This is a genomic window from uncultured Ruminococcus sp. (genome assembly GCF_937915125.1).
Lineage (GTDB): Bacteria > Bacillota > Clostridia > Oscillospirales > Ruminococcaceae > Ruminococcus_C.
In genome coordinates, this window is the sequence record NZ_CALDMP010000034.1 from 1 (window position 1) to 14,260 (window position 14,260).

Consider the following 14,260-nt stretch of genomic DNA (forward strand, 5'->3'; position numbering starts at 1 on the left):
CGCAAAATATGCAAGCATATGACGTGCAAAGCCGTCAGGCGCTCTTTGTGCGGTGCTGCCTTAAATCAGAGCACTCTACAGGACGTATTCCCAAATATGGATACGTCCTGTTTTGGTTTATCTCAAACTTTGAAATATCACCCAACCATTTCCCCATCCCTCTCACTATATAGACAGAAAACGCATCCGGAGGCTTTTCCTATGGACAAAGTACAAGCAGACCGACTGATCCTGCAATACCAGACTCGCATTTTCGGCTTTGCCATGTCGAAGCTGCGCAGCTACACCGAAGCAGAAGAACTTGCCGCCGATATTGTCAGTGAGGTATACCGTTCTTTTCTCACTGCAGAGCAGATCACCAATCCGGACGGCTATGTCTATCGCATTGCTTGCAATGTCTATGCAAGGCTTATCCGACAGCTGACACATGTCAGCACAGTTGACATTTCTGATATGGTACTCCCCTGCCACGATGATACACAGGAGCATCTGGAACAGAACGAAACGATTCAGCAGCTCCGCCGGGAAATCTGTTTTCTCTCTGACCGGCAGCGCACTATTGTCTATTTGCACTACTACAAGAAAAAGACAGCAGCGGAAATAGCGGCAACATTAGGGATCTCTCCCGGCACGGTAAAATGGCATCTGTCGGACGCAAGAACCACGCTAAAGGAGGATTTGGTTATGACACAACAAACAACCGACCTGACCGTCAACCCCATCCGTTTTACTTCCACGGGGCACAATGGCTCTGCCGGTACAACCGGTGATACCCAGGATATGTTTGACACCAGACTCAAGCAGAATATTGCCTGGTGCTGTTACTTCACACCTCACACTGTAGAAGAAATTGCACGAGCCCTCAATGTGCCGTCTGTCTATATTGCAGACAATGTACAGGAGCTGGAAGAGTACGGCTATCTCGACCGCATAGACAAGAGCAAGAATCCGAAGTTCCGTACCAATATGGTAATTTATGACGATCGGATTCCGGATAAAACGCAATCCCTTTGCTTAGAGGCGGCAAAAAAGCTCTGTGATGATCTGTACCCGGCAATCTTCCATGCCTTTGACCATGCAGAGGATAACTGGGGCTTTGCCTGTGATGACAATGACAAGAACTTTATGAAGTACACCCTTGTGATGCTGTGTACACGGTATCTTTTTGACCACGGTGATTTCCAAAAATGGCAGAAGTTTTATCAGACCTATTCTGTCAAACGACCGGACGGCGGTGATTTCATTGCCCATGCAAATGTTTCTGACGACTGTCATATGACAATCGAGCCATCAGAATTCACAAATCCTTATGATAAATACCCCTATGTCATCTGCGGCTATATGCAACGATATGATACAAATAGTGATATGCTGAATGAACAGGTCAACTGTCGCTTTGCAGATCGTCTGGTGGACTGGCGTGACAATTGCTCTGAGGATTGGGAATCGCTGTACCGCTACATCAAAAACCAGAACAACAAGTCAGTCCTGACACCAGAAGAATACAAACGACTTTGTGACAAGGGCTATCTGGCAGATGACAATGTACAGGTGATGACATATGTTTGCAACGAAAAACCAACCTGGAATCACATCATACAACTGCTCCACACAAAATGCCATGTACCAGAATCTATCCGGAGTTTTAGCAAAGCATTTGATGCAAAGAAATATGCGATGCAAAAGGAACATCATCCCAAACATATTCAACCGATTATTCATCAATATTGCACGGAAGCACTAGGCAACGCCGAAATCATTCCCTATGTCATTGAGGAAATGCTTCACCGCGGTATGCTCCAGCCCCTGACGGCGGTACAGAAAAAGGCGGTATTCAGTATTCTCATTTATCAAAAGTAAAATCGATATATAGAATGCAAAAAACCTGCGAGGGAACAATTTCCCTTGCAGGTTTTCTCATATGATGTTATATCAATTATGCAAACAGGCTCTTACCAGTCATTTCAGCCGGCTGTGGCAGTTCCATTGCTTCCAGCATAGTCGGTGCAATATCTGCCAGCACGCCGCCTTCACGAAGAGGCTTGTCCATACCCACTACCACAAACGGTACTGGGTTTGTGGTGTGTGCCGTAAACGGCGAGCCGTCCTGTTCATACATCTTGTCTGCATTGCCGTGGTCAGCGGTAATGAATGCCACGCCGCCCTTTGCCAGGATGGCATCTACCATGCGTCCTACGCAAGTATCCACAGCCTCTACCGCAGCCTTTGCTGCATCGAAAATACCTGTGTGCCCTACCATGTCGCAGTTTGCATAGTTCAGGATAATGGCGTCATACTTGTCGCTTTCGATGGCTTCAACCACCTTGTCAGTTACCTCATAAGCGCTCATTTCGGGCTTCAGGTCAAAGGTCGGTACATCCGGACTCTGTACCAGAATACGGTCTTCGCCCGCAAAGGTTTTTTCTTCGCCACCGTTGAAGAAGAAGGTCACGTGGGCATACTTCTGTGTTTCCGCAATACGCAGCTGTGTCTTGCCGCACTTGCTTACATATTCGCCAAATGTCATGTGCAGTTCTTCCGGCGGATAAGCTACAGAAACATTGGGCATCGAAGCATCATACTGTGCCATGCAGACAAACTGTACCGGGAAGAAACCATTTCTGCGCTCAAAACCGTTAAATTCCGGATCTACAAAGCAGCGTGTCAGCTGTCTTGCACGGTCAGGACGGAAGTTAAAGAAGATCATGCTGTCTCCCGGCTTTACCGTACCATCCTGATCCAGGACTGTGGGCAGCATAAATTCATCGGTAACATCCTTGGCATAGCTGTCCTCAATTGCCTGTACCGGGTCAGCCTGGGTCTGTACACCCTCACCGTAAACCATGGCTGCATATGCCTTTTCCACGCGATCCCATGCATTGTCACGATCCATTGCATAGTAACGGCCGGAAATGGTAGCCACCTTACCTACGCCGATCTCCTGCATCTTTGCAGCTGCTTCCTTCATGAAGCCAGCGGCAGATGCCGGCGGCTCGTCACGACCGTCCAGGAATGCGTGTACATATACCTTGGACAGACCCTTTTTCTTTGCCATTTCCAGCAGGCCATACAGGTGAGACATATGGCTGTGCACGCCGCCCGGGGACAGCAGCCCCATCAGATGCAGAGCAGTTCCCTTTTCCTTGCAGGCATCCATTGCCGCAGAAAGCGCCGGATTGGAGAAGAAAGTACCGTCCTCGATGTCCTTTGTGATCTTCACCAGCATCTGGTAAACAATCCGTCCGGCACCGATGTTTGTATGACCAACCTCAGAGTTACCCATCTGTCCGTCCGGCAGACCCACATCCAGACCGCTTGCACCGATCAGGGTGTGTGGTCCCTTCATATATTCATCCAAATGGGGCTTTTTGGCTGCACGAATGGCATTGCCGTAATCGTCCTTGTTATAGCCGAAGCCGTCCATAATAATCAGAGCCACAGGTTTTTTACTCATGTGCATTCGTTCCTTTCCAAAGATGGGCAGCCATTCTCAGACTGCCCATGGTTGATTTTTTCAGACAAAGCTTAACCGATTAAGCTTACTTGGAAGCCTCAGCCAGCAGTACGCCGAACTTTTCTGCTACCAGAGAAGCACCGCCGATCAGACCGCCGTCGATATCTTCCTTTGCCAGCAGTTCTGCGCAGTTCTTCTCGTTCATGGAGCCGCCGTACTGGATGGTCATGCCGTCTGCAATTGCCTTGTCGTACAGAGAAGCAACTGTTGCACGGATGAAGGAGCAAACCTCCTGTGCCTGTTCTGCAGTAGCAGTCTTGCCAGTACCGATTGCCCATACCGGCTCGTAAGCGATGACAATGTTCTGTACCTGTTCAGCAGACAAGCCGTGCAGTGCAACCTTTACTTGCTTTGCAACAACTTCTTCTGTGATACCCAGCTCACGCTCTGCCAGAGTCTCGCCAACGCACAGAATGACAGTCATGCCAGCTTCAATTGCAGCAGTCGTACGCTTGTTGACAGTCTCATCGGTTTCGCCGAAATACTGTCTGCGCTCGGAGTGACCAACGATAACATACTTTACACCCATTTCGGTCAGCATGTCTGCGGAGATCTCGCCGGTGAAAGCACCGCTCTTCTCGAAGTGTACGTTCTCAGCGCCAACCTCAATATTGGTACCCTCTGTCAGTGCCAGAGCAGTTTCCAGGTTGGTGAACGGTACGCAGATGATCACGCCGCAGGTCTTGTCAGCTGCGATGGGCTTCAGAGCCTCAATTAGTTCCTTGGCTTCCTTGCGGTTCTTATTCATCTTCCAGTTGCCGGCAATAATTGCCTTTCTCAGTTCCTTATTCATTGCAAATTCCTCGTTTCTATGGATTATTTCCCATCTTCAGATTTAGAGATATAGTCTCCCTCTTCATGAGACTCTTTATTGTAGCTGCCGTTATGGCTGCCGATGACAATGCCTTTTGAGAAAGGCATGAGGAGCATTCCTACAGCGAAACCACACAGAGCACCCAGTGCAAATACTGTGACTGGATTCTGCGCAGCCTGTTCAACTGTCTTTTTCAACTCACACTTTTTCATTACGTCCATATCCTTTCTCAAAACAGCACAAACGGAGGAATGCTGATCACGCAGCACCCTCCCGTCTGTTTCTTTTCCATTAGTTCTTGTCAGCGATTGCAGCTACGCCCGGCAGTACCTTGCCTTCCAGATATTCCAGAGAAGCACCGCCGCCAGTGGAGATGTGGCTCATCTTGTCAGCAAAGCCCAGCTGCATAACTGCTGCTGCGGAGTCGCCGCCGCCGATAATGGTGGTTGCGTCTGTATCTGCCAGAGCCTGTGCCACTGCGATAGTACCCTTGCTCAGGATCGGGTTTTCGAATACGCCCATAGGTCCGTTCCATACAACAGTCTTTGCAGTCTTGACAGCATCTGCAAACAGAGCCTGTGTCTTTTCGCCGATGTCCAGACCCATCTTCTCAGCCGGGATTGCGTGAGAATCAAATGTCTCAACAGCGATTTCTGCATCAATGGGATCCGGGAATGCAGCAGCAGTTACGGTATCTACTGGCAGAAGCAGAGTCTTACCGTTTGCCTTTGCCTTTTCCAGCATTTCCTTGCAGTAGTCGATTTTTGTATCGTCAACCAGAGAAGTACCAACCTCATAGCCCTGTGCCTTCAGGAAGGTATAAGCCATACCGCCGCCGATGATCAGTGTGTCACACTTTTCCAGCAGGTTGGAGATAACATTCAGCTTGTCTGCAACTTTTGCGCCGCCCAGAATTGCAACGAAAGGACGAACCGGATCCTCAACAGCGTTGCCCAGGAACTGGATCTCCTTCTGCATCAGGTAACCAACAGCAGTTTCCTTCACATACTCAGTAACACCAACTGTGGAGCAGTGTGCTCTGTGTGCGCTGCCGAATGCATCCATAACAAATACATCTGCGATAGAAGCCAGATCCTTGCTGAAATCTTCGATGTTCTTTGTCTCTTCCTTGCGGAAACGAGTATTCTCCAGAACGATGATCTCGCCGTCCTGCATCTTGTCTACTGCTGCCTTTACAGTATCGTCTACAACAACATCAGACGGAACGAAAGTTACCTTTGCGGAAACCAGCTCTGCCAGACGTGCAGCAGCTGCCTTCAGAGAGAACTTCTCCTCCGGACCGTTCTTCGGCTTGCCCAGGTGAGAGCAAAGAATTACCTTGCCGCCGTCAGCCACCAGCTTGTTGATGGTGGGCAGTGCAGCCTGGATACGGTTGTCGTTGGTGATCACGCCGTCCTTCATCGGTACGTTGAAGTCCACACGAACCAGCACACGCTTGCCCTTTACATTCATGTCGTCTACAGATACTTTGTTTAACCCTGCCATATCATTGACATCCTTTCGTTAAATAGAAATTAACATATTGCTGGGAGATCCTGGTATATCCGCAGGTACACCCCATACAAGTCTATTATACACGATTTCACATAATTTTGCAAGCTTTTCGAAGAGATTTTCCGAAAAATCCATAATTTTATTTTCAGGTGCTCTGTTTTTATCAGAAAACACCATTTTCATCCAATATCTGCTAGCTGTTCCAGGTACGGCTTCAGATATTTTCCCGTATAGGACGCCGGACAAGCAGCCACCTGTTCCGGGGTACCACTGACGACCACTGTGCCGCCCCGGTCACCGCCCTCAGGACCCAGGTCTATGATCCAGTCTGCCACCTTGATCACATTCAGATTATGCTCAATGACCACCACGGTATTTCCCGTATCCGTGAGCCGCTGGAGTACCTCCACCAGCCGATGGACATCCGCCGTATGCAGACCTGTGGTAGGCTCGTCCAGAATATAGATGGTTTTCCCCGTGGGACGCTTGGACAATTCGGTGGCAAGCTTCACACGCTGTGCCTCACCGCCGGAAAGGGTCGTTGCAGGCTGTCCGATCTTCAGATAGCCGAGCCCCACTTCCTGCAAAGTTTTCAGCTTTCGTGCAATTTTCGGATGATTTTCAAAAAAGACCACGCCCTCGTCCACAGTCATTTCCAGCACATCATAGATGGACTTGTCACGGTATTTTACCGCCAGCGTTTCCCGGTTATAGCGTCTCCCCTTGCAGACCTCGCAGGGCACATAGACATCGGGCAGGAAGTGCATCTCAATACGCAGAATGCCATCGCCCTGGCACGCTTCACAGCGACCGCCCTTGATATTGAAGGAAAAGCGCCCGGCAGTATACCCTTTCGCCTTGGCATCGTTAGTTCGGGAGAATAATTCCCGGATGTCCGTAAATACACCGGTATAAGTCGCCGGGTTGGAACGTGGGGTACGCCCGATGGGGGACTGGTCGATATCAATGACCTTGTCCAGGAATTCTACCCCATCCATACTGTCGAAGTCCCCATGTCTGGTACGTGCACGATTGAGCTTTGCCGCCAGATATTTGTGAATGATCTCGTTGACCAACGAGGATTTCCCAGAACCGGACACGCCTGTCACACAGGTAAATGCCCCCAGCGGAATCTGCACATCAATATTTTTCAGATTGTGTTCCCTTGCGCCGTGCACCGTCAGGAAATGACCGTTTCCGGGACGGCGTTCCAGCGGCAGCGGAATCCGTCTTTTGCCGCTGAGATACTGCCCAGTAATGGACTTTTCACAGGTAAGAAGTCCCTTGACATCGCCGGAATAAACCACATTACCGCCGTTGACACCAGCACCGGGTCCGATGTCCACTACATAATCTGCGGCAAGAATGGTATCATCATCATGCTCCACCACGATCAGAGTATTCCCCAGATCTCTCAGGCGTTTCAACGTTGCGATCAGCTTATCATTGTCACGCTGATGCAGTCCGATGCTTGGTTCATCCAGAATATACAGCACGCCCATGAGATAGGAACCGATTTGTGTGGCAAGGCGGATACGCTGGCTTTCCCCGCCGGAAAGTGTCCCCGCATTACGGGACAAGGTCAGATATTCCAGACCCACATTTTTCAGGAATCCCAGGCGTTCCCGGATTTCCTTGATGATACGCTCTGCAATGAACTGTTCCCGCTCTGTCAGCTGTAATTGTTCCAGAAATTCCAGTGCGCCTGTAACGGACAATTCTGTCAGTTCAATGATATTCTTGCCACCCACAGTCACCGCAAGGATCTCCGGTTTCAGGCGCTTTCCATGGCAGACCGGACATGCCACATCGTTCATAACAGCGCTGATGTCCTCTTTCGCCCACTCGCCGCCCTCACGGAATCGGCGCTCCAGATTATGAATAACACCTTCAAAAGGCGCACGATACCCTTCACTTCTCCCGTTTGCTGTGGTACGGTGCAGAAAAAGCGCCTTTTCACCTGTTCCATACAAAAACAAGTTTAACTGTTCTTCCGTCAGTTCCTTTACCGGAACATCCAACGGAACACCATACTCCTGGGATATTGCCGTGTAATACATAGTTGCAATAGAAGTTTCATCCAGGCTGTTCCACCCGGAAGCTTTAATGGCACCTTGTCGGATACTCAGATCCCGGTTCGGCACCACCAGTTTCGGGTCGATCTCCTGAAATACGCCCAAACCCGTACAGTGGGGACATGCGCCAAAGGGATTGTTGAATGAAAACATCCGGGGTGTCAGTTCCTCCACGGAAACGCCGTGCTCCGGGCAGGCGTAGCTCTGGGAAAACAGCATTTCCTCTCCGCCGATGACATCCACGACCACCAGACCGCCTGTCAGTGCCAGAACTGTTTCCAGGCTGTCCGTCAGACGGGTACGAATGGTAGGCTTTACCACCAGACGATCTACTATAATTTCAATGGTATGCTTTTTGTTTTTATCCAGAGTGATCTGTTCCGACAGGTCATACTGACTACCGTCCACCCTGACACGAACATAGCCGGATTTTTTGGCATTTTCCAGTGCCTTGACATGCTGTCCCTTTTTTCCCCGGACAATGGGTGCCAGCAATTGGATCCGTGCGCCTTCTTCCAGCGCCAGAACACGATCCACGATCTCATCCACAGACTGCTGTTTGATCTCCCTGCCGCAAACCGGACAATGGGGAATACCGATGCGGGCATAGAGCAGGCGCAGGTAGTCATAGATTTCTGTGACAGTACCTACAGTAGAACGTGGATTTTTCGAGGTGGTTTTCTGATCGATGGATATTGCCGGGGACAGTCCTTCGATGCTGTCCACATCCGGCTTTTCCATCTGTCCCAGAAATTGCCGGGCATAAGAAGAAAGACTCTCCATATACCGCCGCTGTCCATCTGCAAAAATGGTATCGAAAGCCAGAGAAGATTTTCCCGAGCCAGACAAACCGGTCATCACTACCAGCTTGTCTCTGGGCAGTTCTACATCAATACTATTGAGGTTATTGGCACGTGCGCCACGCACCACGATTTTATCTAACATAGATCACTTTTCCTCCTCCAGCGCCTTGATCTTATCCCGCAGATACGCCGCATGTTCGAATTCCAGCAGCTTTGCCGCCTCTTTCATCTGCGCCTTCAGCTGATCAATCAGTGCCTGTTTTTCCTTGCCCTTTAGTTTCTTTCCAGTCGTCTTCTTCTCCACTTCCGCCTTGGACGTGATCTCAATGACGTCACGTACATCCTTCTGAATGGTCTTTGGAATAATGCCGTGGGCTTCATTATACGCCATCTGCTTGGCACGACGGCGCTCCGTTTCCGTAATGGCACGTTCCATGGAGCCGGTGACTTCATCGGCGTACATAATTACCTGTCCATGGGCATTCCGGGCAGCACGACCGATGGTCTGTATCATGGAAGTCTCACTGCGCAGGAATCCCTCCTTGTCCGCATCGAGAATTGCCACGAGAGATACTTCCGGAATATCCAGACCCTCACGCAGCAGGTTGATACCCACCAGCACATCGAATTCGCCCAGACGCAGATCCCGTATGATTTCCATACGTTCAACCGTATCAATATCATGATGCAGATAGCGCACACGGACGCCCATGCGTTCCAGATATGCTGTCAAATCCTCTGCCATTTTCTTAGTCAATGTGGTGACAAGAACACGCTCGTTTTTCTCCGCACGGATATTGATCTCCGAAAAGAGATCTTCGATCTGTCCCTCCACCGGCTTCACAATGATTTCCGGATCCACCAGACCAGTGGGACGTATCACCTGTTCTACAGTCTGCACAGAATGTTCCTTTTCAAAGGGACCCGGTGTGGCACTGACATAGATTGCCTGGTTCACATGACCATAAAATTCATCGAAATTCAGCGGACGGTTATCAAAGGCACTGGGCAGACGGAATCCATAATCCACCAGCGTCTGCTTACGTGCCCGATCTCCGGCATACATTGCACGCACCTGGGGCAATGTTACATGACTTTCGTCCACTACCAGCAGAAAATCCTCCGGAAAATGATCTAATAGAGTATAGGGCACACTCCCCGGAGGTCTGCCGGAGAGAACACGGGAATAGTTTTCGATGCCACTGCAAAAGCCGATCTCCTCCAGCATCTCCATGTCATACTGCGTCCGCTGCTGAATGCGCTGTGCTTCGATGAGCTTGTGATTGGCGGTGAACCACGCCACACGCTCCACCATTTCCCGGCGAATCTCCTGCACGGCTTTGGTCATCTTTTCGCTGCCTACGACATAGTGGGATGCCGGCATAATTGCCGCATACTGCATGGTCGCAGTGATCTCCCCGGTGACAACGTTGATCTCGCAGATACGGTCGATCTCATCGCCGAAATACTCCACCCGGATTGCCCTGTCCGTAGAAGATGCCGGGAAAATTTCCACCACATCCCCACGTACCCGAAACTTGTTGCGGACAAAGTTGATGTCGTTCCGTTCATACTGAATTGCCACTAGCTCATCGATCAGCTGTTCCCGGGATTTTTCCATTCCCGGACGAATGGATACCATCATGGAACGGTATTCCTCCGGACTGCCCAGAGAGTAGATACAGGATACACTTGCAACGATAATAACATCCCGGCGTTCTGCCAGTGCCGCTGTAGCACTATGGCGCATTTTATCGATCTCATCGTTAATGGACGAATCCTTTTCAATATAGCTGTCTGTGCTGGGAATATACGCTTCCGGCTGATAATAGTCATAGTAGGACACAAAATATTCTACCGCATTTTCCGGGAAAAATTCCCGGAATTCCGAGCAGAGCTGTGCCGCCAGGATCTTATTGTGCGCCAGAACCAGCGTTGGCTTATTGACCTGGGCAATGACATTGGCGATGGTATAGGTCTTACCGGAACCGGTCACGCCCAGCAATGTCTGTTCATGATCGCCGTCCCTGATTCCCTGCACCAGCTTTTCGATTGCCTCCGGCTGATCGCCGGTAGGTGCAAAGGGTGCATGTAATTCAAAATGATCCATGACAATTCCTCCCGAAACCTATAGAACCGATTCAGTAAAAGTTACTAAACAGACTCTTACGATTCTGACCAGCCCATGACCTGCCGCATGGAAATGGTATCCCCACGCTTTCCGACCACAATATGATCCAGCAGCTGTATCTGCATACTATCCAGAATCCGGCGGAGCTGCTGGGTAGCAAAGAGATCTGCATCTGAGAATTCTGCCCCCGCATTGGGATGATTATGCGCCAGAACCACTCTGGAACTGCGCATCCGGATGGCACATTCTACGATCCGGTGGACATCCAGCATGGTACTTTGCGTCGTTCCCTTGGATACGGTTTCACAGTGGAGCAGCTGCAAAGATTCGTTGAGACAGACCAGCAGTACACGTTCTTCCGTATGGCAGGAAAGCTGGGCTTTCACATAATCGCAAAGCTTCTGCACAGAATCCAGAATCGTATGCTCCCGCATCTTGTCCAGCTGATACTGCTGACAAACCTGTGGTATCAGCTTCAGAAATACTGCTGTATATTCACTGATGCCCTTGATTTGTTTCAAGTCCTGAATATCTGCATCAAATACGCCGGAAAGGGAATGGAATTCCTGTATCAGCTCATGGGCAATGGGATTGGTATTTTTCTGCGGCAGTGCGTAGAACAGCAGCAGTTCCAGGATCTCATGAGGCTGAAAATCCTCCAGACCACTTTTCTGGAACCTTGCCCGCATCCGTTCCCGATGTCCATAGTGGCTGTGCTTTGGCTTGGAAACAGACCTCGTCTCCTCCGGCATGTCCTGATGCTTGTCCGCACCAGCCGTATCCGGATCCGGTTTCTTTTTTGGCTGTCCCATGGAAATCCCTCCCGTCAAAAGCACAAAAACACTTTTCTTTTTAGTAAAAATGTGATATACTGATAATAGATCAAGAAAAGGAGTGCTGCCGCACAATGCAGCAGCAATATGGAAAATGAAAGAGTTTTACATTCAGGAAAATGACAGCGGTCAGAGACTCGACCGATTCTTGCAGAAGATCCTGCCCCAGCTTCCCAAAAGTCTGTGCTGCAAATGGATCCGCACCAAGCATATCAAAGTGAACCGCAAACGCTGTACCCCGGATCAGCGGCTTTGTATCGGTGATACCGTACAGCTTTTTGTCAGCGACACCTATTTCGAAGCAGAACAACCTGCCGCCAAAGCAAAAGCACCGGAATTCCTGCAGGCGCCGGACAAGCTAGACATTCTCTTTGAAAATGACCAGATTCTCTTGGTTTGTAAGCCCGTGGGACTTGTGGTACACTGCGACAACCGTCAGGTACCTGATACGCTGATCAACCGGGTACTCCATTATCTCTACCGTACCGGTGCCTATGACCCGGAGCAGGAACAAAGCTTCACCCCGGCACTGTGCAACCGGCTCGACCGGAACACCGGTGGCATTGTCATTGCAGCCAAAACCGCAGCGGCACTGCGTGAAGTAAATCGTCTCATCCGGGAAAACCGCATTCACAAGACATACCTCTGTGTTACTGTGGGCACACCGAAACTGCATGATGCAACGCTCCGTGCATGGCACAAGAAATCCGAAAGCCACAATACGGTCACTGTCCGTGACACGAAAGCGGACGGCTTTCAGGAGATCATCACTGCCTATCACGTCATTGCATCTAACCCACGCCATGCCCTGCTGTCCGTCGATCTGATCACCGGGAGAACCCACCAGATCCGTGCCCATCTAGCACACATCGGCACGCCCATTCTCGGCGATACCAAATACGGTAACATGAAAGAAAACCGCAGTACACACTGCAAATACCAGCGTCTGTGGGCATATCAGCTGACCTTTTCCACCGATGCCGGAACTTGTCTCGCCGATTTGGACGGTCTGACTGTCCGGACGGAGCTGCCTGCATTTGTGAAGCAGGAATTTCCGCAGGCGGTTTTATCATAACATATAAAATGTGACAGCTGTATGTCACATAAAAAATTATATATCCAGAATTATTCTGACAGCATCCGGGTAACGATCTCCTTGACGATACCCGGATTTGCTTTACCCTTGGATGCCTTCATACACTGACCTACCAGATAGCCCAGTGCATTGGTCTTGCCGTTCTTATAGTCGTTGACGGACTTTTCATTCTGTGCCAGAACATCCTTTGCCAGCTGTTCCAGGAAGCCGGTATCCGAATTCTGCTTCATGCCCTTTTCTTCGATCACGGCAATGGGATCCTTGTCCTCTTCTACGATCACGGCAAATACCTTTTTCGCAGAGGAATTGGAAATAACGCCCTTTTCTACCTGTTCGATCAGTGCAGTCAGATGCTCCGGCGTCAGTGCAGTCTCCTCAATGGTCTTGCCGGTTTCGTTGGTATACTTGGCAATATCCGAGAGAATCCAGTTGCTGATGCTCTTGGGTTTGCAGGTTCCCAGTGCCACGCAGGCGTCAAACAGCGTAGAACGGGAAATATCCTCCGCAATGAGTGTGGCATCTGTCTGGGACAGACCAAAGTCAAAGACATACCGCTGAAGCTTCACATTGGGCAGTTCCGGAATGCTTTCCTTCAGTGCCTGGATTTTCTCCTCCGGTACAACAATGGTCAGCAGATCCGGCTCCGGGAAATAGCGGTAATCCTGGGCATCTTCCTTGGAACGCATGACAATGCTCATACCCTTGGCATCATCCCAGCGGCGTGTCTCCTGTACAACGGTACCGCCTGCCTCCAGCAATTCCATCTGCCGCTTTGCCTCATACTCAATACCACGAACAGCTGCACTGAAGCTGTTGACATTCTTCATCTCACAGCGTGTACCGAACTCTGTGGCACCTTTTTCCCGGACGGAAACGTTGACATCACAGCGAATGGAACCCTCCTGCATCTTACAGTCTGAAATGTTCAGGTACTGCAAAATGGATTTGATGGTTTCCAGATATGCCTTTGCTTCGGCACTGCTGCGGATATCCGGCTCAGAAACGATCTCGATCAGCGGTACACCGCAGCGGTTCAGGTCAACCAGAGAACCAGAGAAGGATTCATCATGGAGCAGCTTTCCGGCATCTTCCTCGATATGGATACGAGTTACGCCGATACGCTTCATCTGTCCCTCCACCATAACATCCAGATAGCCCTTTCCGCAAAGAGGCACCTCTGCCTGAGAGATCTGATATGCCTTGGGCAGATCCGGGTAGAAATAGTTCTTTCTGTCCTGCTTGCAGACACCGTTGATTTCACAGTGCATGGCATGTCCCATCTTGATGGCATACTCCACTACCTTTTCATTCAGGGTAGGCAGTGTACCCGGCATACCCATACAGATCGGGCAGACCTGGGTATTGACCTCCAGACCAAAGGCGTTGCGGCAGTTGCAATAAATCTTCGACTTTGTATTCAATTCAGCGTGGACTTCCAGTCCCACGACCATTTCGTAATCTTTCATGGGTTCGCTCCTC

General features: G+C 50.1%; 10 protein-coding genes. 2 read left to right on the forward strand and 8 right to left on the reverse strand.

What is annotated here, in order from left to right; genetic code table 11:
- Positions 1-201: 201 nt before the first annotated feature.
- Positions 202-1,860, forward strand: a complete 1,659-nt coding sequence (locus tag Q0418_RS03785; RefSeq protein WP_298482371.1) for an RNA polymerase sigma factor — start codon at positions 202-204, stop codon at positions 1,858-1,860.
- 76 nt (positions 1,861-1,936) lie between these two features.
- Here Q0418_RS03785 and gpmI read toward each other — a convergent pair whose 3' ends face one another.
- The 7 genes from gpmI to Q0418_RS03820 form a co-directional block, all read right to left on the reverse strand.
- A complete protein-coding gene (gpmI, locus tag Q0418_RS03790) occupies positions 1,937-3,454 on the reverse strand; it encodes a 2,3-bisphosphoglycerate-independent phosphoglycerate mutase (protein ID WP_298482372.1) in 1,518 nt (505 codons plus the stop codon).
- 85 nt (positions 3,455-3,539) lie between these two features.
- A complete protein-coding gene (gene tpiA, locus Q0418_RS03795) occupies positions 3,540-4,307 on the reverse strand; it encodes a triose-phosphate isomerase (RefSeq protein WP_295215380.1) in 768 nt (255 codons plus the stop codon).
- Between the two features lie 23 nt (positions 4,308-4,330).
- The gene (locus tag Q0418_RS03800; RefSeq protein ID WP_298482374.1) at positions 4,331-4,540 is read right to left on the reverse strand and encodes a hypothetical protein; all 210 of its coding nucleotides are present in this window, start codon (positions 4,538-4,540) and stop codon (positions 4,331-4,333) included.
- A 79-nt stretch (positions 4,541-4,619) separates the two neighbouring features.
- A complete protein-coding gene (gene pgk, locus Q0418_RS03805) occupies positions 4,620-5,834 on the reverse strand; it encodes a phosphoglycerate kinase (RefSeq protein ID WP_298482376.1) in 1,215 nt (404 codons plus the stop codon).
- 188 nt (positions 5,835-6,022) lie between these two features.
- Positions 6,023-8,863, reverse strand: coding sequence for an excinuclease ABC subunit UvrA (uvrA, locus tag Q0418_RS03810; protein WP_298482378.1), 2,841 nt, complete (start codon positions 8,861-8,863; stop codon positions 6,023-6,025).
- 3 nt (positions 8,864-8,866) lie between these two features.
- Entirely contained in the window at positions 8,867-10,831 is a 1,965-nt protein-coding gene (uvrB, locus tag Q0418_RS03815; protein ID WP_298482380.1) for an excinuclease ABC subunit UvrB, read from the reverse strand.
- Positions 10,832-10,887: 56 nt separating this feature from the next.
- Complete coding sequence (locus Q0418_RS03820; RefSeq protein WP_298482382.1) at positions 10,888-11,664, reverse strand: RadC family protein; 777 nt, start codon at positions 11,662-11,664, stop codon at positions 10,888-10,890.
- A gap of 115 nt (positions 11,665-11,779) precedes the next feature.
- Between Q0418_RS03820 and Q0418_RS03825 the strand changes: the two genes are divergently transcribed.
- Complete coding sequence (locus Q0418_RS03825) at positions 11,780-12,760, forward strand: RluA family pseudouridine synthase (protein WP_298482384.1); 981 nt, start codon at positions 11,780-11,782, stop codon at positions 12,758-12,760.
- A 50-nt stretch (positions 12,761-12,810) separates the two neighbouring features.
- Here the strand turns inward: Q0418_RS03825 and gatB are convergent, their stop codons facing one another.
- On the reverse strand, positions 12,811-14,247 hold the full coding sequence (gatB, locus tag Q0418_RS03830; RefSeq protein ID WP_298482386.1) for an Asp-tRNA(Asn)/Glu-tRNA(Gln) amidotransferase subunit GatB: 1,437 nt from the start codon (positions 14,245-14,247) through the stop codon (positions 12,811-12,813).
- Between the last annotated feature and the right edge of the window lie 13 nt (positions 14,248-14,260).